The sequence below is a fragment of the Pseudomonas sp. PSKL.D1 genome (genome assembly GCF_028898945.1).
Lineage (GTDB): Bacteria > Pseudomonadota > Gammaproteobacteria > Pseudomonadales > Pseudomonadaceae > Aquipseudomonas.
The window spans coordinates 917,280-934,711 of record NZ_CP118607.1; the positions used below are offsets into that span (position 1 = coordinate 917,280).

A 17,432-nucleotide genomic window follows, 5' to 3' on the forward strand; every position below is an offset into this window, starting at 1 on the left:
GGGGCGGGCCATGGAGCTGTATACCTACTACCGTTCCACATCGTCGTACCGGGTGCGGATCGCACTGGCGCTCAAGGGGCTGGCCTACCAGTCGCTGCCGGTGAACCTGCTCAAGGGCGAACAGCGCGGCGAAGCGTATGCACGGGTGAACCCGCAGGGCCGGGTTCCCGCGTTGCGTACCGAGGGCGGTGACCTGCTGGTGCAATCGCCCGCCATCATCGAGTTTCTCGAAGAGGCTTATCCACAGCCGGCCTTGTTGCCGGCCGAGCCGATAGCGCGGGCCAAGGTACGTGGTGTGGCGGCCATCATCGGTTGTGATGTGCACCCGCTACACAATGTCAGTGTGCTCAACCAGCTGCGCCAGCTTGGCCATGACGACCAGCAGGTCAATCAATGGATAGGCCACTGGATCGAACAGGGCCTGGCGGCGGTCGAGCAACTGATCGGCAACCACGGTTTTTGTTTCGGCAATGAACCGGGGTTGGCGGATGTATACCTGATCCCACAGCTATATGCCGCAGAGCGCTTCAACATCGACCTCAGCGGCTACCCGCGCATTCGCCGGGTGGCAGCGCTGGCGGCTGAGCAACCGGCGTTTGCCCTGGCTCACCCGGCCAACCAGCCGGATACGCCTGCTCAATGAAGCGAACGGTTGGCCGCCGGTAGCTTGCCGATTCGCTCAGACAGCTTCAGGCGTTGCGCCGGGTCATCGGTCAGTAGCAGGGCGTGCTCCAAGTCGAAGCGTTCGGCCTGGGGGCAGTCGAGGTGTTGATAAAGTGATGCGCGGGTCATGTAATCGCTGACCTGCACTGGCCCCAGTTGCATCACCCGCTCGGCGTCGATCAATGCGGCCAGGTGGTTGTCATTGCTGATGTGCAACTGGCGCAGGTTGCGAGACAGCCGCTGGAGCATCTGTGTGGGCGTGGCCGTGCGCAGGTGGTCGGCGGTAAGCGCTACGTGCGGCCCAAACCGGCGAGCGAGCAGCTCACGGCAATCATTGGGGTACAACCGCCGGCCGCCGCACGGGTCCAGCAAATGGTCAGCACCCGGCACCCGCAACAGAAAATGCCCGGGGAAACACACGCCTTGCAGCGGAATGGACAACCGCCGGGCCAGTTCCAGCGCGATGATTGCCAGTGTCAGCGGTTGGCCACGGCGGCGTTGCAGCACCTTGTCCATCAATGCCGCCTGAGGGCGCAGCGGGTGGTATTCGTCTTGTTGAAAGCCCAGCGCGTTCATCTGGCGCAGCAGTGGCTGGGCCAGTTCGTTCAATGGCAGCATCGGCAGGCTGGTGCTGACGTCCCTTTGCAGGTCATGCAGCAGCGCAAGGCTGATTGCGGGCTCGACCTTTCGATCATGCTCCACAGCCATCCACAATGCGGCTTCCAGCAGGGCGACCGGCTCGCGCTCCAGGCAGGCCAGGCAAGCTTGACGTGGGTTCATCGGGATTCTCCGCACACGCTTGAGTAATAGCTGCAGCGCCGGTATTCGTCCAGTGGTCTGCCCGTGCGGCGGTGTTCAGGCGCGTGCCTATACTGGTGGGAGCACCTCGTAGGGGAGCCCGCCGATGTTCGCGCTGATGCAAAGCACCCGTACCCAGTCGCTGCACCTTTTCATCGACCCGCCCACCGGCCTCAAGGCTGTGGTGGCGATTCACAGCGAACAGCTCGGCCCGGCGATGGGCGGTTGTCGCTACCTGCCCTATGCCGATGACGAAAGCGCCATGACCGATGCCATTCGCCTGGCCCAAGGCATGAGCTACAAGGCGGCACTGGCGGGTTTGAGCTTTGGAGGGGGCAAGGCGGTGGTCATGCGCAACCCGCATGTGGAAAACCGCGCCGCCCTGTTTGAAGCCTTTGGCCGGTTCATCGATACCCTGCAAGGGCGCTTCATCATTGCGGTGGACAGCGGTACGTCGACCCTCGACATGGACTGCATCGCCCAGGCCACGCCTCATGTGACCAGTACGACGGCGTCGGGCGACCCTTCGCCACACGCGGCAATGGGTGTTTTTGCGGGCATCCGCGCTACCTCTTCCGCCCGTTTGGGCAGCTCAAATCTGGAAGGCTTGCGGGTAGCGGTGCAGGGGTTGGGCAACGTCGGCTATACGCTGGCCGAGCAGTTGCATTCTGCCGGCGCGGAGCTGTTGGTAAGTGACCTGGACCCAGGCAGGGTTCGGCTCGCGGTGGAGCAGTTCAATGCCCACCCGGTCACTAACGATGCCTTGATCAGCACACCGTGCGACATTTTCGCCCCCTGCGGCGTAGGGCCGGTGCTCAACGGGCAAACCGTAATGCAGTTACGCTGCGCGGCAGTTGCGGGGGCGGCCAACAATCAATTGACCACGTTGCAGGTAGCTGACCAGCTGGAAACCCGCGGGATTCTGTATGCGCCGGATTTCGTGATAAATGCCGGCGGTTTGATCTATGTGGCGTTGAAGCACAGGGGCGAAGACCTGGGGACCATTACGGCGCATCTGGCGCGCATTCCAGAGCGCCTTACCGAGGTTTTTGCCCATGCCCAGGCCGAGAAACGCTCACCTGCGCGCGTGGCACAGATGTTGGCGGAGCGATTGCTGTACGGCCCGTAGGCACGGGCCCTGCGGTTACTCGGCGGTGCCACCTTCCAGCAACTCGGCCAGTGCATCCGGCTGGCTCTTGAACGCCCGCGCGAACACATCGCGGTTCTTGGCCATGTAAATACCCGCTTCCTCAACCTGCTGCTCGGTCAACGAAGGCACTGCTTTATGCAGCACTTCGGCCAGGCGTTCGGCCAGTTCGAGCATCTTGTCGTGACGGTCTGCTTCGGCCTTATCCATGAACAAGCGCTCCGGGTCGCGGCTGCTGCGGTACACCACTTCGACGGCCATTCATCACCTCTATGCCTTTTTGCTGGTTGCGTTGGTCGATAACTGTATGCGCATACAGTAATGGCAATTGCGCCAAGAGCGCAACCCTTCCCGCAAAAAAGCGTAGCGCACAGGTGCCTTGCGGCAATTCGCCGCCTTCCAAGTCTGGGGCCTGGCCCTTTAACTGCATGCCACAAGCGTCACAGGCGTGATGCATCATCCTTCATGTCGTATCGGGGAGTAGGACATCGTGAACATCAAATGGGCTGACAAGGTGCGCAAGGGGCTGCATGGCTCAGCCGACTCGCTGGGCAACCTGTGCGTCGAGGCGTTTCATTACCTGGCGCTGTTCGGCATCGGCGCGATCACGGCCTATGCGGCGGTGATGACCTTCCTGGACATGCTGGGCAAGGGCGGGATCAGTGTCGATGACATCCTGCTGTTGTTCATCTACCTGGAGTTGGGGGCGATGGTCGGGATCTACTTCAAGACCAACCACATGCCCATCCGCTTCTTGCTGTACGTGGCCATCACCGCGTTGACCCGCCTGCTGATAGGCGATGTGTCGCACCACAAGGCACCGGACGAAGGCTTGCTGTACCTGTGCGGTGGCATCCTGCTGCTGGCGTTCTCGATCCTGGTGGTGCGCTACGCCTCGTACCGCTACCCGTCGACCAAGGTGCTGGACGCCAACGGCAAGGAAGTGGACGAGGGCAAGTGACCTTCAGTTGGCCATGAACCGTTGGGGTTCGTGGCGTGGGTCGCGGGTGAGGGCGGCCAGGACCTGCAATGGGTTCTGGCCCAGCTCGATGGCCAGGCCCAGGCGGATGCTGTCGATCACCCGCTGCATGCGCATCGGGTCGTTGCGCTGGGCCTGGCTGATGCGGCGTTTGGCGACCACGCCGGCATCGTCCGACAGGGTCAGCATGATGCTGCCGTCGAGGCTTTCGATGCTCAGGTTGACCCGGTAATCGGGGGCAAAGGCGTCGCTGATCTGTTCAAACGGGTTGTGCATGGTCGGGGGCCTGCAAGCAATGATTGCAGGATTGACCGGGCAAGCGCCGGTTTGGTTCCTGATGGGCACATAGCCAGTATCGCAACTACACTCTTGTAATCGCAGCCGCGACGCATGGCCAGTGGCCGGCAAAGGAGTGCCCGTGGTTCCCTCATCAGCTGCCCGTCAGCGTGGCGCAATCGGCCTCATGGCGGTGACTACCCTGGGCCTGGCGCTGTTGTTCATGCTGGTGGTGATCGACAGTGGCCGGCTTTACCTCGAACAGCGCAAGCTGCAGCGTATTGCCGACATGTCGGCGCTGGAGGCTGCAGGCCAGTTTGCCGTGTGCACGGGCAGCGGGCCACAGGCCACGGCGATTGCCCGCGCCGCCGCAACCCGCAACGGCCACGCGCCCAGCAACCCGCTCACGGCAAGTTGCGGGTTTTTGCAGACCGGCGCCAACAGCCTGCGCACGTTCACCAGCAACAATGACCGCAATGAAGCCATCAGGGTGGATGTGAGCAATGCGGTGCAGACCAGTTTTGCGGCGGGGGTGTACAGCCTGGCGCAGGGCAATGGCGTGCCGTTGACCACCACCTTGCAGGCCCATGCGGTGGCGTCCACACCAACACCGCCCCAGGCGATGCTGACTATTCGCACCACGCTGGCGACGGTTGATTCGCGCCAGTCGGTGTTACTCAATGCCCTGCTCGGCGCCCTGGGCGGTGCCGTTCAGCTGGATGTGGCCGGCTGGCAGGGCATTGCCACTACCCAGCTCAACCTGCTCAAGTACCTTGACCAGCTGGCCGTCGACCTCAACCTCAAGGCCGGCGATTACCAGCAATTGCTCACCGCTGACGCCACTGCCACCCAATTGCTGCAAGCGGCGGTCAAGGTATTGCAGCAGAGCGGTGCGGCGGCCGATGTGGTGACCAATTTGGGCAAGGTGGCGCTGGGTGCCAGCAACAGCACGTTGCTGCAGTTGGGTGATTTGCTCGACATCCAGAATGGCACTGCCCAGGCTGGGCTGGATGCCAGCATCCAGTTGCTGCAGCTGGTGCAGGGGGTGATTCAGCTGGCGGTGAGCGAAAGTGCGGCCACGGCGGATTTGCCCATCAGTGTGCTGGGGCTGGTTAACGGGCGGGTGCGGTTGAAGGTGATCGAGCCGCAGCAGATTTCGGCGGTGGGGGACCCGCGTACGGATGAGTTGCGGGTGCATACGGCGCAGGTGCGGGCGATGATTTCGCTCGAACTGCCGTTGCTCGATACGGTTGCCGGGTTGCTCAATGCGGTGCTGGACCTGGTGGGGCCAATCACCAACGTGCTGAACAACCTGCTCAGCCTCAACCTTGCCAGCACCTTGCAATCGGTTCTCTGCCTGATCGGGGTGCCGTGTACGGTCACCGATATCGTCCTTGTCCCGGACAAACTCTCGCTGGATATCGGGCTGGAGGTTGCCGAGGCCACTACAAGGCTCAACCCGCTATCGCCCGATACGTTCAGTTGCTCCCCAAAACGTCTCACCACTCAGACCCAAAGTTCGGCCGCCAAGATCGCGGTCGGGCGTTTTGAATCCACCAATGCGTTCTTCACCAGCGGCACCACGGTGGTCAAGGCACTGGCGTTGGTGGATATCGGTACCAAGCGCTGTACCCGGCTATTGATACTGCCTGCCGTCTGCGACGCGCGTGTGCCGTTTGCGGGCGGTGGCCTGGGTTTGCGTGTAGACAGCAAGGTCTTGGGCAGTGGCGCCGTCGAACGCCCGCTGGTGTTCCAGGCGCCCAACAGCACGCCACCGAACATTGGCCTTACTCCGGCCTACCTGAACATGCAAACCGCCAATAACAACGTGGTCAACAGCCTCAGCGACACCTTGTTGGGCGTTCAACTGCAAGCCTACAAACCCACCGTCAACAGCGGCCTCGGCGATTTGCTCGTCATCGCTGGCAATGTGCTCAGCGGCGTCAAAGGCATCGTCGACCCCTTGATCAAAAACCTGCTTAGCCCACTGCTCGACCCATTGGTGAACGTGCTGCTCAAAGTGCTGGGCATCGACCTGGTCAACGCCGAAGTCGGCGCCAACCTCAGCTGCTCCGGCGGCCGCGCTCAGCTGGCGCTGTAAAGCGGCAGCCACACACGGAAGCAGGCCCCCTCACGGCTGTTCAGCACTTCCAGCCGGCCGCCCATCGTTTCGACGATGGCATGGCTCACCGACAACCCCAGGCCAGTGCCTGCCCCGGCGGGCTTGGTGGTGAAGAACGGTTCGAAAATACGCGCCACCAGCCTGGGGTCGATGCCGCCGGCATTGTCTTCGACCAGCAGGCACAACTGGCCCTGGCCAATGCGCTGGCTGACGTGAATGCGCGGGCTGGCAACTTGCCGCTCCAGCAAGGCATCGCGGGCATTGACGATCAGGTTGATCAGCACCTGCTCAAGCTGGTCGGGGTGGCCAAGTACTTCAGGCTGCGCCGCGGGTGGCTCCATCTGCACGCTCACCCCTTTGCCGCGCAAACCCTCGGCCAGCATTGCCACGGCGCCTTCAACCGCCGCCCAGCCCGTAAATGGCCGGCCCTCGGCATCGGAGCGCCGCCCGTAGGCGCGCATGTGGTCGACCATGCGCGTGGCGCGGGCTACCTGGGCGCCGATGCGCTGCATTTTGTCCGTCAGGTAGTCGGTATCCACCGCACCGCTTTCCAGGCGTTTGAGCGCATTGCCCGTGGCCAGGCGCATCACGTTAAGTGGCTGGTTGATCTCGTGCAGCAACCCTGTGGTCAGCTCGCCCAACGTCGCCATCTTGGCGCCTTGCAGCAGTTGCCGCTGGCTCTGGCGGACCTCGGTGTTGTCGCGGCCCACTGCCTGCACTTCCTGTAACTGGCCGTGTTCATCGAACAAGCCACGCTCGGCCCACACCCACCAGGCTGTTTTGCGCCCAGGCAGTTGCAGGCAGATTTCGGCGCTGGCCAAGGGCTGCTCGGGGGTCAGCATCGCCAGGCGCTGCAGGAAGGCCGTGCGTTGGCTGTCGGACAGCCACTGGCCGAGGTTCATGCCGGCCAGCTGCGGCGGCGGGCACTCCAGTTGCTCGGCAAGCGGCTTGTTGCCGAACAGCAGTTCAAGGTTGGGGCGGTAGCGGCAGATCATGGCCGGCGAATCCTCTACCAGCACCCGGTAGCGCTCTTCGCTTTGGCGCACCCGTTCGGCCGCTTCAGTCGCTTCGGTGACGTCCAGCCACAGGCCCACCGCTTCTACCGGTTGGCCCAGGTCGTCACGCAACAGGCGGGCTTCGTCCAGTATCCAGTGGTAGCCGCCAAGGTGATCACGCAGGCGGTAGCGGCTGCGGGCCTGGCCGTCGCGCAGTAACGTGCGGGTGCGTTCCAGCCATAGCCAGCGATCGTCGGGGTGCACCGCCTGGCCTGGCTGGCGTGCCTGTTCGCTGTCCGGCGCCCAGCCCAGCAGTGGTGTGAGGCTGGCGCTGAAGAATTCACTGTGCAACGCACCCTCGGTATAGCGCTGCACATAGATTACCGCGGGCGAGCTGGCGATCAGGTTTTCCAGCCGGGCACGCGCGGCCCCGGCCTGCAGCTCTTGAGCCTTAAGTGCGCTGATATCGAGCAGATAGCCCTGAACATGGCGGCCTTGCAACTGGCCGACCCATTGTAGCCAGCGTGGGCTTGCCAGGCTGTTTGCCGGCAGCAGGCGCAGGTTCAGGCTCAGCGCAACACCTTCGCGCAGTTGCTCCAGCGCCATGTGTGCGGCTTCACGGTCAGCCGGGTGTACGCGGGCCAGCCATTGCTCGGCACTGGCTTCGGCCGGCACGCCCAGGCGCAAGGCCAGGGCCGGGTCGAACTGCAACGGCCCTTGCAGGGGCCATGCCCACCAGCCCGCTCCCAACTGCTGTTGCAGCTCATCCAGGTGCCGTGAACGTTGTTGCAGCTGGTGCTGGCGCAAGCGGCTGAGCAAAGGCTCGATCAGCGCTTGCAGCAACGCTGCGACGGTTTCGCTTGCCGGCCGCTTTTGCGCTCCGGCACACAGCAACCAGGCCTGTACCGCGTGGCCGTGCAGGTAGGGCAGGGCCAACAAGGGCAAGCCAGCGCAGGACGACTGCAACAACGGGTTGTCGCCCGCCACCTCCCGGGCGCGCGGCGGCAAGGATTGCAGCCAGGGGCTCAAACGGTCGTCGTCCGCCCAAGGCCAGTCGTGCTCGCTGCTGGCATAGGTGTGCCAGCCGGTACCGCCTGGCAGCATCAGGCGCACAGACCCTGCATGCCAGTACTCGGCCAGGTGCTGCAACTGTGCGGCGGCCGTCTGCATCAGGCGGTCTTCGTCGCAGTCGCGCAGGGCACGGCCAACGTCCGCTGCCAGGTGTTGTTCGGTCAGGTGATGGCCCTGGCGTTCGCGTTCACCCAGTAAGTCGCCGATGTCGAACAACTGCAGCAACCAACCATCGGCCTGGCGCTGCAGCCAGCCCCGCGTGTGCAGAGCAGGGCCGTGCACGGTGGCGAAATCCAGATCAAGCGGTTGCCCTTGCCAGTCGACGGGGTCGCCTTCAAGCACCAGCCAGCTGTGCCGTTGCAGGTAGTCATGCACCCGAGGGGCGCTGTTTGAAGGCGCCGCAAGCACCGTGCGCAATGGCCCGGACAAACGCTGCACGTGCCCCTGCTCATCCAGCCAGAGTTGCAAGCCCACCGCTTGTGGGGCCGGGTCTGCCTGTGCGATGGCCTGGCCGCCCAGCCAGCGATCGAACATGCCGCTCATAGCTGCAGGCTCGCTTCGGCGCGCAGCCGATCCGGCAGGCGCGGCACCTCACCAATCAGGGGCAGCACCAGCATGGGCAACACGTTGGTCAACTTGGTTTTGGGGTAGTTGATGGCCACGGTCAGCAGTTTGTCGGCGCCCAGGGTCACCTGCGCGTCGCTGGCAGCCTGAAAGTTGAAGGCGGAAGGCATCCACTGCAATTGCTGGCTGATCACCTGGCGGGCCAGGTTTTGTACATCGGTGGTGTAGCTGGCGCTGTCCGGGTCCAGCGCGACGCAGCGGCGCACCGCTTCGGCGCTGGCCTGGTTGAATGATTGCAGCATCAGCATGGGCAGGGTGTAGCTGACCAGGCCGTAGAACACGGCGAAGAAGATCATGAACACTGCCGCGAACTCGATGGCCGCTGCGCCTTTTTGCCGTTTTGCCGGGCCTGCTTTCATGATTGCGTCTACCCTGACCATGAATCCTGAGTAACAGCATAGAACCGTTCGACGAACAGGGATGGCCATTTGCCTATGCATAGCCTCGCAGTGCTGGTCTGGCTTGCTCTGTGCGCCGGGCAAGATGCCCGGGAGCGGCAGATTTCCAATGTGTTGACGCTGGGCGCGGCAGCCTGTGCATTGGTTTGGCTGCTGACGACCGGTCATAGTTGGCTCGGTGCTCAGGGCAGCGAAGCTGCGCTGGGTTTCGTTATCGTCCTGTTGCTGACATTGCCCGGCTACATGCTGGGCCAGTTCGGGGCAGGCGATGTCAAATTGCTCGGGGCCCTGGCCCTGGCCAGCAGCCTGGACCACGTGCTCGGCACTTTCATCGGCGCCGGCGTTGTGCTGGTCTTGTGGCTGCTGGTGCGACGCAAAACACGCCAGCCGGGCGAGAAAAGGCCATTCGCGCCGTTCTTGCTGGCGGGCTTTGCCCTCTCGCTCGCCTGGGGCTGGTTGAGCCCGCAGGCTGCTTAATTGTTGCGTTCCGTCATTTTGGTCCAGCGGTAGAAATCCGGGATTTCGTACTTGTAGGTGTCCAGCCAGCGCTGCATGGACTGGTCGCGTTCGCGCGCCGTCTGCACCTGCAACCGTTTGGACGCCTGCTCGCCGCTGGACTGCACGCGCAGCAGGGCTTCGGTGGCCGTTTCGTCCCTGGGTGGTTGGCGCGAATACTCTTCGGCCAGCGCAGCCATGCTGGCCACGCAGCAGGCCAGCACCATCATGTGCTTGATCATGATCACCTCCGCGATAATCAGTTGACCATCATGTCCGGGGCTCTGGCGGAGGCTATCGGGCCTCTGCCGCCCGCCTTGATCTGGCTGGCCCGTGCCTGGGCTTCGGCAAACTGGCCGGGTTTGAGCTGCAGCCGGCCGACCAGGTCGGTGGCCTGCTGCCAGTTGTCCTGTACCAGCGCCAGGGTCACCAGGTTGACCGCAGGCAGCGGGCTGTCGTCTTTCAGCTCGATGGCTGTCAGCAGCTCGAAGCGTGCTTGCTCATAGCGGCCGAGGTTCATTAACACCACGCCCAGGTCATTGCGCACGCGCTCGTCGGTGGGCGCCAGGCGCACCGCCCGCTGCAGGTTCTGCAGGGCCTGCACGTCGTCGCCCCGGGCCGAGGCCAATTGGCCCAGGCCGTGTTCGCCTTCGGCGGCCAGGCAACCGCCGAGCAAGCTGCGGTACAAGGGTTCGGCCTCACTCAGGCCAAGTAGGCGCGACACTTTGGCCTTGCGCAGGCGCACCTGGTCAAAGGTGTTTGGCAGTTGCTGCAAATGGGCGAGGCTGGCGTGCGGGCGCCCGTCGTTGAGCATTTCGTCCGCCAGGTTCAGGGCCAGTTGCTGGTCGGCGTCCGGCTTGCTGCAGCTTGAAGGCGCGAACAACTGGCGCAGCCCCTCGGGCTGCTGCCCGGCGCAACCGGTCAACAACACCAGGCTTGCGCACAACAGGATGGTTCTCATGCCTTACTCCTCATGGGGCCAACGCCCGCGCCAACGCCGAAAAACCCGGCCCGGCGAGGACAATCAGCAACGCCGGGAACAAAAACACCATCATTACTGCCGACATCTTGGCCGACATCATCGACACCCGTTCTTGCAGGCGGGTCAGGCGCCGGTCGTCGAGCAGGGTTTTCAGCGCCAGCAATGACTTCATCGCGCCGCTGCCCTGAGCCAGCAACTGGCGCAGGATCACGCAGGTATCGGTGAACTCGTCCACGGCCAGCAGCTGGGCGACTTTCTCAAGTTCCGGGCCAAGCGCCAGGCCCGAATCCACCCGCTGCAGTACCTGGCGCAGCTCTTCGCTGATGTGCGGGATCAGCGTTCTGCCCTCCTGGCTCAACACGCGCAGCGCCTGTTCAACGGCAAGCCCGGTTTCGAAGAGGATGCGCAGCATGGGGATCATCAGGCTCACTTCTTCGGCGATACGCTGCTGACGACGGGCCGCAGCCACCGCCAACAGGCGCTTGGGCAGCAGGTAGCCGGCACCCAGCGCGCACAGCGGCCAGATCACCCAGTTGGCCGCAGCGCTGCCCTTGAAGCCTTGTTGCAACAGCAGCGTCACCGCCACGGCCAGCAGCGGCAAGCCCAATTGAACTGCTGCAAACAGTGCGCGCTGGCGGCTGCGGCGCCAGCCGATACGTTCGAGCAGGGCCTGGCTTTCGCCATCGAGCTTTTGCAGCCGCTGCCCCCATGGGCTGCTGCCCAGCCAGTGCAACCAGTCGCCCAGGCGTTCCTCGCGGGCTAGCCGCCCTTGCAGCCGCCGGGCCACCAGCACGCGGGCACGCCACTGGCGGATAGCCTGCATGCCGAACAGGCTGGCAGCGATGAATAGGCACAGGGCGCAAATCAGCAGGGCCATGGTCACAAGCTCCTCATCATGCGCCATAGCACCAGGCAGCCGAGCACCTGCAGGGCAAAGGCCAGCAACAGCATCATCTGGCCGCTGCTGTCGCGCCACATGGCCAGCAGGTAATGGGGGTTGGCCATCATGAAGTAGCCGACCATCGCCAGTGGCAACGAGCCAAGAATGATCGCGGTAATGCGCGTTTCACCGGTCATTGCCTTCAGTTGGCGCGCGCCCTGTTCGCGCTCGCGGATCAGCTTGATCAGGTTTTCCATCAGCTCGCTGGCGTTGCCGCCGTAGCGCTGGTTGATCCGCAGGCCGAGGGCGAACAACCGCAGCTCGGCCTGTTTGTGCAGCTCGGCCAGTTCGCTTACAGCGTCGTCCAGTGCCACACCCAGCTGCACGTTGCGCCGCACGCGTGACATGGCCGAGCGCAGTGGTTCACGGCTGCTGTCGATACCGCCCAGCACGGCGTCATTGAGGGTTCGCCCGGCCTTCAGGCTGCGTACGCTGTAGTCCAGCAAACCGGGCAGTTGGTCGACGATTTGCCGCACATGCCGGCGGCTTTGCCAGCTCAGGAACAAGTAAACGAGGGTTGGCAGGCCGATCAGCAGCATCAGCGCGGCCACCCAACCAGCAAGGATCAAGGCCAGCATTACCGGGGCGAGCCATGCCAGTAGCCAGCGCTGTGGCTGGACGTTGACGTTGCCCAGCCCGGCACGCTCCAGCAACGGGTCGAGCCAATCACGCCTGGCCGTGCCATTGCGCACGATGCTGAAGGCCCGCCCCAGGCGTTGCAGAATGCGTTCTTCATGGCGCTTGTACAGGCCGCGGCGCAACAGCAGCAGGGCGACACCCAGCAACAAAGGCGCCAAGGCCAACAACAGAGGGCCGGTCACAGCACGCCCTCTATGCGCAGTTTGCTGCCCGCCGGGTTGGGCGCTTCGCGCAGGAAACTGTCGCCACCCCGGCGATCGAGGCGGAACAGGGTGTTGGTTACGTACACTTCATCGCGCACCCCGACCACTTCCAGCACTTCGCTCACGCAGCGCCGGCCGTCGGGCAGGCGGGTCAGCTGGATCACCACATCCAGCGCCGCACACACCATCTGGCGCAAGGTCTTCTCGGCAATCTGCCGGCCACTGAGGCCGACCAAAGTTTCCAGGCGCAGCAGTGCATCCTGGGCAGTGTTGGCGTGCACCGTGCTCATCGACCCGTCGTGGCCGGTGTTCATCGCGGTGAGCACATCCAGCACTTCGCTGCCGCGGATTTCGCCCAGGATGATGCGGTCGGGGCGCATGCGCAGGGCGTTGCGGATCAGCTCGCTGGCCTTGATTTCGCCATGGCCCTCGGCGTTCGGAGGGCGGGTTTCCAGGCGCACCACGTGGGGGTGGTGCAGTTGCAGTTCGGCAACGTCTTCGATGGTCACCAGGCGTTCGCGGGGGGCAATCATCTGGCTGAGGATGTTCAGCAGGGTGGTCTTGCCGGTGCCGGTGCCGCCGCTGACCAGGATGTTGCAGCGTTTGCCCACGGCGCGCTCGAAGAAGTCGAAAATTGGCTGGTCGATGGCGCGGGTGGCCAGCAGGTCGGCACTCTTGAGCATGTCCTGGCGGAACTTGCGGATCGACAGGCACGGGCCGTCCAGCGCCACCGGCGGGATGATCGCATTTACCCGGCTGCCGTCAGGCATGCGCGCATCGACCATGGGCGAGGATTCGTCCAGGCGCCGACCCAGTGGTGCAAGGATGCGCTGCATCACCCGCTCCACGTGGTGGGCGTCGATAAAGCGCAGGTCGGTTTGCTGCAACAGGCCGGCCCGCTCCACGAACACACGGTGGGGGCCGTTGACCAGGATTTCAGTGACGGTGGCGTCACGCAGCAGCACTTCCAGCGGGCCGAAGCCGGTCAGCTCGTCCACCAGCTCTTCGGCCAAACGCTCCATTTCATAGCGTGACAACGCCAGGCGCAGGCGGGCGACGTAATCGCCCACCTGCTCCAGCACGAACTGGGTCAGCGCCGGGCGGGCGCCCTCAAGCAGGTTGCGGCCGCTGTCCTCGATGGCGTCGATGGCAAAACGGTGCAGCGCACGCTTGAGTGCGTACGGGTCGCCAGAGGCGTGCTGCTGGCCGCCAAAGGGTTGGTCGCTGTTCATTTGCTGCCCCAAAGCCGGCGCAGCCAGGTGAAGGCCGGCGGTGTGAGGTTTTCAGAACGCCGCGCCAGGCGCTCGCCCAAGGCCCGCAGGGCTTGGGTGAGGCTTTCCCGGGGGGCGAGTTCGAACAGGCTCAGGCCCTGGTTTTTCACGTTCAGGCGCACTTCGGGGCTGTAGGGGATGGCCTTGAGCAAGGGTAAACCGTAGCGTTTGGCCAGGGTGTCGGCGTCGGGGGCAACGTTGCCCAGGTAGCGGTCCACCAGCAGGCTGGCATGTTCCAGTTTGATGCCGTGGTCGCGCCACAGGTCGAGCACTTCGAGGTTGCGCCGGCAATCGAGGATGTTCTGGTCGGTGTAGACGATCAGCTTGTCGCAGTGGCTCACCAGCGTGCGCAGGGCTTCGCTGTCGGCGTGCCCGGTCAGGTTGACGACGATGTGCTGGAAGTGCTGGCGCAGGGCGCTGAGCAGCATGTACAGCTCGGCGGCGCTGGTTTGCTGCAGCGGGTCGTCGGTTTCGGCGTAGGTCAGCAGGCGCAGGCCTTTTTTGTCGCGGGTGAAGGCGCTGTCGATCAGCGTGGTGTCCAGGCGGCGCAGGTGGCGCAGGGCATCGCCGAAGAAGAACGATGCTTCCAGGCCAAGCAGGGCCAGGCTGTCACCACGCGGCAGGCCAAGGTCCAGCAACAGGGTTTGCTGGCCGCTTTCCTGCACCACCCGGGCGAGGTGGGTGGTGAGCAACGCGCCGTCGGCACCGCTCTGTACGCCGAACAGCACCGTGAGGCCGCCGAGGCTGGGGTTGCTGGCCACCGCTGGCATGCGTTTGCCCAGGCGGCGCACCAGGCCTGCCACTTCACTGGCGCGTGAGCCATAGGCGACAAAATCGCGGGCGCCGGCGCGCATGGCGTGCAGCACCAACTGGTTGTCCATGCCGTCACCCAGGGCAACGATGGCCAGCATGGGTTTGGCCTCCAGCACGCCTTCGATCAGGGCGCACTGGCTGATCAGTTGTTCGCGGTCCAGGCCGATGAACATCAAGTTGCTGAAGGTGGCGTTGACCAGTGCCAGCAGCTCATCAAGGCTTCCAGCAGTAGCGCCTATCACTTGGCCCTGCGGCGCCAGCGCGCCTTGCAGCCAATGAAGATCCTCTTCATTGCGAGTGATGGCGAGGAATGTGGGGTTCAGGCTTTCGTTCATTGCGATAACCCCCCGTTACCATCGAAGTTGCCGTTCTCCAGGAAGAACAGGCGGCCCCAACTGGGGTCGTAGTTGCGCAGGTTTTCACCGGGCAATTGTGGCAAGCGTGCGTTGGCGGCCAGCGGCTGAACCAGGTGGGGGGTGACGATCATCAACAGTTCGGTGTCTTCGCGTTGCATGGCCGAGCTGCGGAAGAACGCGCCCAACACCGGCAGGCTGCCCAGGCCGGGCAGCCGGTCCACGGCAGAGCGGGTGGTGTTGCTGACCAGGCCGCTGATGATGAAACTCTCGCCATCGGCCAGGGCAATGCTGGTGTCGGTGCGCCTTACCGTAAGCCCCGGCACCTGGGTGCCGGCGATGGTCACCACGTTGCTGTAGTCGAGTTCGCTCACCTCTGGCGCAACCTTGAGGGTGATCCGGCCCGGGCTGACGATGGTCGGGGTTAGCGCAAGGCGCACGCCAAACTCCTTGTACTCGATCGACACGTTGTCACTGCCCGCGCTCGGCACCGGGATGGGGATTTCGCCGCCCGCCAGGAAGCTGGCCGTCTGGCCGCTGAGCACGGTAAGGCTCGGGCGCGCGAGGGTGTAGGCGAAGCCGCTGTTTTCCAAGGCGTTGATCATGGCCAGGAAGCGGCTGCTGCCACCGCCCCAGACGATGTTGAAGACGGTGTCGTCGAGTGGGATCGAGGGCGTTGTGATCGGTACCGAACCGGGTGTGACGGAGGTACTGGGCACCGTGCCAGGCGAGCCGATCAAGCTGTTGTTCGAGCCTTTGAAGAACAGCCGGGCGCCAGCTTCCTTGTACTTTGTACGGCGTACTTCCACAAAACGGATATCCGCCTGCACCTGGCTGGGCATTTGCGCATCCTGAGATGGCAAGAAGCTGTCCTCTGCCATGTCGGCACTGGCCCGGCCTTTGACGAACACCATGGCCCGGTGAGGCGAGGGGGCACACGCCGTCCACAGCATCAGGGTGGTATTGCCCTGGCCCACGGCGGTAATCACCACGCCGCGATCACCGCTGGCCTGCACATCGGCCACCTTTGGCTCGCCCACGGCCACACGGTTGATGCTCAGCGGCAGGCGCAGTTCCTGCTGCAGGCCCTGATCAATCTCGATCACCGAAGGCAGTTGATTGAAGGCTTCGCAGCCTTTGACCGCCGCCTGGGCCTGGGGCATCAGCGCGGCCAGCAGCCCGGTACAACATGCTTGTCTGAGAAAGGAACGGCGCATCACTGCATCCTTACCGGGTCACGGGGTGTTGTTTTTATCGTCAGCCTGGGCGCCACGGATGATGTGCATGGCGGGTACGGCTTTGCTGGTCGCCAGGCTGGCAACGTTGGCCACCGGCGACTGGGAGAGCTGGCTGAAGCGGTAGAGTTCGCGGTTGGCGGTTTCCACCTGCGGTTTGGCATCGGGCTCGGCCCAGTAGCGCGCCAGGCGCTGCTCGTCGGCGCTGCGCACGGCCAGGCGCAAGGTGCCCGCCTGGGCGGCCAGCATCAGGTGGCTGGCCAGGGCTTCGGGTACCGCCAGCGCCACGGTGCGGGTGCCGCCACCGTTGTTCAGGCTGGCTTGCTCACGGCGGGCCTTTTGCTCTTCGGCGGTTTGCGCCGGGCGGCCATCGTTGGCCAGGCCCGTCTGTTCGCCAACGCTGAGCACGCGCAGGGCGGGCAACACGACCTGGGCAGAGGATTGCGGGTTGTTGGGTTCTTCACGCAGGAACAGCAATACGTCCACGTAGTCGCCCGGGCGCAGTTGGCCGGCGGCGCCGACCACTTCGTCCACGCCAACCGCCACGGCCCGTTCGTGGGCGCGGATCATCCGCGCCAATGGCCCGCCAGCCTGAAAGCTGGACTCATCCAGCCAGGTGCCCGCCGCGAGTGGCCGTGTACTGATGCGCCCGATCACCTGTGCGGTTTGCTGGAAGGCCCCGGCCGGCGCAACCTGCAAGCGCTCGACCAGCACATCGTCTTCACTGACGGGGGTATTCGCTGGCAATGCCTTGCGCAGCACGACCACAGCCGTGCGGGGAGGCTCCGGTGGCACGGGGGGCGGTGCTGCCGTAGCAACCGGCTGTTCGGCAGTGGGAGTAATGGGGGCGGGTGCAGGGGCGGGGCGGCTGAGCACGACGCCCCAATAACCGGCCAATAGCGCTGCCAGCAGGAAGAACGCAGCCAGGAATAGGGTCAAGCGACTGCTCATCTCGGCCTCCCTGCACGCGTCGACTGATGGCAAAAAGTTACTATTTCGCTATAGGACGGTAGCGCAGCCATCGCCGTTTGCCATGAGCCAGAGCGGTTTTTTTCAGGGTTGTGATTAAGTCGAGGCAATACAGAGGGTTAGCAATTTTCGTGCGGTTAATTCTTTTGTATTAATGCCCTGCGACTAATCCTTTAATACATTTGCAGTCCGCTACAGCTTGGCGATGCTGATGGCAAATAGGTGTCACTTTGATACCGCCGTCGCCGGCATGTTCGCCGCAAGGAGTTGAGCCATGAAACTGTTCATTCTGCACTGCATGAACTTCCTGCATCGCAAAGACGGTGCGTCCGGTATCGAGTACGCGGTCATCGCGACGATGGTAGCGGTGGTGCTGGCTGCCTTTGTCGGCGACATTTCCACGGCCGTCAACGCCACGTTCACCACGATCAAAAACGCCCTCTGACCGTAAACAGGAGC

General features: G+C 63.9%; 19 protein-coding genes. 6 read left to right on the forward strand and 13 right to left on the reverse strand.

Annotation, left to right across the window (positions count from 1 at the left end; genetic code table 11):
* The first annotated feature begins 10 nt into the window (after nt 1–10).
* Nucleotides 11–643, forward strand: a complete 633-nt coding sequence (gene maiA, locus PVV54_RS03940) for a maleylacetoacetate isomerase (protein WP_274908691.1) — start codon at nt 11–13, stop codon at nt 641–643.
* Here maiA and PVV54_RS03945 read toward each other — a convergent pair.
* Nucleotides 637–1,443, reverse strand: a complete 807-nt coding sequence (locus PVV54_RS03945; RefSeq protein ID WP_274908692.1) for a SirB1 family protein — start codon at nt 1,441–1,443, stop codon at nt 637–639. The genes maiA and PVV54_RS03945 overlap by 7 nt on opposite strands.
* Before the next feature lie 124 nt (nt 1,444–1,567).
* Here PVV54_RS03945 and PVV54_RS03950 point away from each other — a divergent pair, with 124 nt between their 5' ends.
* The gene (locus PVV54_RS03950; RefSeq protein ID WP_274908693.1) at nt 1,568–2,590 is read left to right on the forward strand and encodes a Leu/Phe/Val dehydrogenase; all 1,023 of its coding nucleotides are present in this window, start codon (nt 1,568–1,570) and stop codon (nt 2,588–2,590) included.
* Between the two features lie 15 nt (nt 2,591–2,605).
* Here PVV54_RS03950 and PVV54_RS03955 read toward each other — a convergent pair whose 3' ends face one another.
* Complete coding sequence (locus tag PVV54_RS03955) at nt 2,606–2,869, reverse strand: YebG family protein (RefSeq protein WP_274908694.1); 264 nt, start codon at nt 2,867–2,869, stop codon at nt 2,606–2,608.
* A gap of 229 nt (nt 2,870–3,098) precedes the next feature.
* Between PVV54_RS03955 and PVV54_RS03960 the strand changes: the two genes are divergently transcribed.
* On the forward strand, nt 3,099–3,569 hold the full coding sequence (locus tag PVV54_RS03960) for a phosphate-starvation-inducible protein PsiE (protein ID WP_274908695.1): 471 nt from the start codon (nt 3,099–3,101) through the stop codon (nt 3,567–3,569).
* Nucleotides 3,570–3,572: 3 nt separating this feature from the next.
* On the opposite strand, the gene PVV54_RS03965 is transcribed toward PVV54_RS03960, so the two are convergent.
* Nucleotides 3,573–3,863 (reverse strand): DUF3509 domain-containing protein, encoded by a 291-nt coding sequence (locus tag PVV54_RS03965; protein WP_274908696.1) that lies wholly within the window; start codon nt 3,861–3,863, stop codon nt 3,573–3,575.
* Nucleotides 3,864–4,005: 142 nt separating this feature from the next.
* Between PVV54_RS03965 and PVV54_RS03970 the strand changes: the two genes are divergently transcribed.
* On the forward strand, nt 4,006–5,964 hold the full coding sequence (locus tag PVV54_RS03970) for a pilus assembly protein TadG-related protein (protein WP_274908697.1): 1,959 nt from the start codon (nt 4,006–4,008) through the stop codon (nt 5,962–5,964).
* Here PVV54_RS03970 and PVV54_RS03975 read toward each other — a convergent pair.
* The gene (locus PVV54_RS03975; protein ID WP_274908698.1) at nt 5,949–8,594 is read right to left on the reverse strand and encodes an ATP-binding protein; all 2,646 of its coding nucleotides are present in this window, start codon (nt 8,592–8,594) and stop codon (nt 5,949–5,951) included. The genes PVV54_RS03970 and PVV54_RS03975 overlap by 16 nt on opposite strands.
* Complete coding sequence (locus PVV54_RS03980) at nt 8,591–9,034, reverse strand: TadE/TadG family type IV pilus assembly protein (protein WP_274908699.1); 444 nt, start codon at nt 9,032–9,034, stop codon at nt 8,591–8,593. Before PVV54_RS03980 ends, PVV54_RS03975 begins: the two co-directional genes overlap by 4 nt.
* A gap of 75 nt (nt 9,035–9,109) precedes the next feature.
* On the opposite strand from PVV54_RS03980, the gene PVV54_RS03985 reads away from it, so the two are divergent.
* Nucleotides 9,110–9,550 carry a prepilin peptidase gene (locus PVV54_RS03985; protein WP_274908700.1) on the forward strand — a complete coding sequence of 147 codons (441 nt, stop codon included), beginning with the start codon at nt 9,110–9,112 and terminating at the stop codon, nt 9,548–9,550.
* Here the strand turns inward: PVV54_RS03985 and PVV54_RS03990 are convergent.
* From PVV54_RS03990 to cpaB, 8 genes are read right to left on the reverse strand one after another with little or no spacing between them, the layout of a single operon-like run.
* Nucleotides 9,547–9,810 (reverse strand): DUF3613 domain-containing protein, encoded by a 264-nt coding sequence (locus PVV54_RS03990; RefSeq protein ID WP_274908701.1) that lies wholly within the window; start codon nt 9,808–9,810, stop codon nt 9,547–9,549. The two genes, PVV54_RS03985 and PVV54_RS03990, sit on opposite strands and share 4 nt — an antisense overlap.
* A gap of 17 nt (nt 9,811–9,827) precedes the next feature.
* Nucleotides 9,828–10,529, reverse strand: a complete 702-nt coding sequence (locus PVV54_RS03995) for a tetratricopeptide repeat protein (protein ID WP_274908702.1) — start codon at nt 10,527–10,529, stop codon at nt 9,828–9,830.
* Between the two features lie 10 nt (nt 10,530–10,539).
* Nucleotides 10,540–11,427 carry a type II secretion system F family protein gene (locus tag PVV54_RS04000; protein ID WP_274908703.1) on the reverse strand — a complete coding sequence of 296 codons (888 nt, stop codon included), beginning with the start codon at nt 11,425–11,427 and terminating at the stop codon, nt 10,540–10,542.
* Between the two features lie 2 nt (nt 11,428–11,429).
* Nucleotides 11,430–12,311 (reverse strand): type II secretion system F family protein, encoded by an 882-nt coding sequence (locus tag PVV54_RS04005; protein ID WP_274908704.1) that lies wholly within the window; start codon nt 12,309–12,311, stop codon nt 11,430–11,432.
* Nucleotides 12,308–13,564, reverse strand: coding sequence for a CpaF family protein (locus PVV54_RS04010; RefSeq protein WP_274908705.1), 1,257 nt, complete (start codon nt 13,562–13,564; stop codon nt 12,308–12,310). The genes PVV54_RS04005 and PVV54_RS04010 overlap by 4 nt, the downstream gene beginning before the upstream one ends.
* A complete protein-coding gene (locus PVV54_RS04015) occupies nt 13,561–14,751 on the reverse strand; it encodes a pilus assembly protein (RefSeq protein ID WP_274908706.1) in 1,191 nt (396 codons plus the stop codon). Before PVV54_RS04015 ends, PVV54_RS04010 begins: the two co-directional genes overlap by 4 nt.
* Nucleotides 14,748–15,986, reverse strand: coding sequence for a type II and III secretion system protein family protein (locus PVV54_RS04020; protein WP_446731438.1), 1,239 nt, complete (start codon nt 15,984–15,986; stop codon nt 14,748–14,750). Before PVV54_RS04020 ends, PVV54_RS04015 begins: the two co-directional genes overlap by 4 nt.
* Before the next feature lie 18 nt (nt 15,987–16,004).
* Nucleotides 16,005–16,955 (reverse strand): Flp pilus assembly protein CpaB, encoded by a 951-nt coding sequence (gene cpaB / locus PVV54_RS04025; RefSeq protein WP_274908707.1) that lies wholly within the window; start codon nt 16,953–16,955, stop codon nt 16,005–16,007.
* Nucleotides 16,956–17,247: 292 nt separating this feature from the next.
* On the opposite strand from cpaB, the gene PVV54_RS04030 reads away from it, so the two are divergent.
* Nucleotides 17,248–17,418 carry a Flp family type IVb pilin gene (locus tag PVV54_RS04030; protein WP_016497973.1) on the forward strand — a complete coding sequence of 57 codons (171 nt, stop codon included), beginning with the start codon at nt 17,248–17,250 and terminating at the stop codon, nt 17,416–17,418.
* Nucleotides 17,419–17,432: the final 14 nt, after the last annotated feature.

Excerpts from the sequence above, each read along its gene's own strand:
- maiA (WP_274908691.1), top strand. The coding sequence starts at position 11 with ATGGAGCTGTATACCTACTACCGTTCCACATCGTCGTACCGGGTGCGG.
- PVV54_RS03945 (WP_274908692.1), bottom strand. The coding sequence starts at position 1,443 with ATGAACCCACGTCAAGCTTGCCTGGCCTGCCTGGAGCGCGAGCCGGTC.
- PVV54_RS03950 (WP_274908693.1), top strand. The coding sequence starts at position 1,568 with ATGTTCGCGCTGATGCAAAGCACCCGTACCCAGTCGCTGCACCTTTTC.
- PVV54_RS03955 (WP_274908694.1), bottom strand. The coding sequence starts at position 2,869 with ATGGCCGTCGAAGTGGTGTACCGCAGCAGCCGCGACCCGGAGCGCTTG.
- PVV54_RS03965 (WP_274908696.1), bottom strand. The coding sequence starts at position 3,863 with ATGCACAACCCGTTTGAACAGATCAGCGACGCCTTTGCCCCCGATTAC.
- PVV54_RS03975 (WP_274908698.1), bottom strand. The coding sequence starts at position 8,594 with ATGAGCGGCATGTTCGATCGCTGGCTGGGCGGCCAGGCCATCGCACAG.
- PVV54_RS03980 (WP_274908699.1), bottom strand. The coding sequence starts at position 9,034 with ATGAAAGCAGGCCCGGCAAAACGGCAAAAAGGCGCAGCGGCCATCGAG.
- PVV54_RS03985 (WP_274908700.1), top strand. The coding sequence starts at position 9,110 with ATGCATAGCCTCGCAGTGCTGGTCTGGCTTGCTCTGTGCGCCGGGCAA.
- PVV54_RS03990 (WP_274908701.1), bottom strand. The coding sequence starts at position 9,810 with ATGATCAAGCACATGATGGTGCTGGCCTGCTGCGTGGCCAGCATGGCT.
- PVV54_RS03995 (WP_274908702.1), bottom strand. The coding sequence starts at position 10,529 with ATGAGAACCATCCTGTTGTGCGCAAGCCTGGTGTTGTTGACCGGTTGC.
- PVV54_RS04000 (WP_274908703.1), bottom strand. The coding sequence starts at position 11,427 with ATGGCCCTGCTGATTTGCGCCCTGTGCCTATTCATCGCTGCCAGCCTG.
- PVV54_RS04010 (WP_274908705.1), bottom strand. The coding sequence starts at position 13,564 with ATGAACAGCGACCAACCCTTTGGCGGCCAGCAGCACGCCTCTGGCGAC.
- PVV54_RS04015 (WP_274908706.1), bottom strand. The coding sequence starts at position 14,751 with ATGAACGAAAGCCTGAACCCCACATTCCTCGCCATCACTCGCAATGAA.
- PVV54_RS04020 (WP_446731438.1), bottom strand. The coding sequence starts at position 15,986 with ATGCGCCGTTCCTTTCTCAGACAAGCATGTTGTACCGGGCTGCTGGCC.
- cpaB (WP_274908707.1), bottom strand. The coding sequence starts at position 16,955 with ATGAGCAGTCGCTTGACCCTATTCCTGGCTGCGTTCTTCCTGCTGGCA.
- PVV54_RS04030 (WP_016497973.1), top strand. The coding sequence starts at position 17,248 with ATGAAACTGTTCATTCTGCACTGCATGAACTTCCTGCATCGCAAAGAC.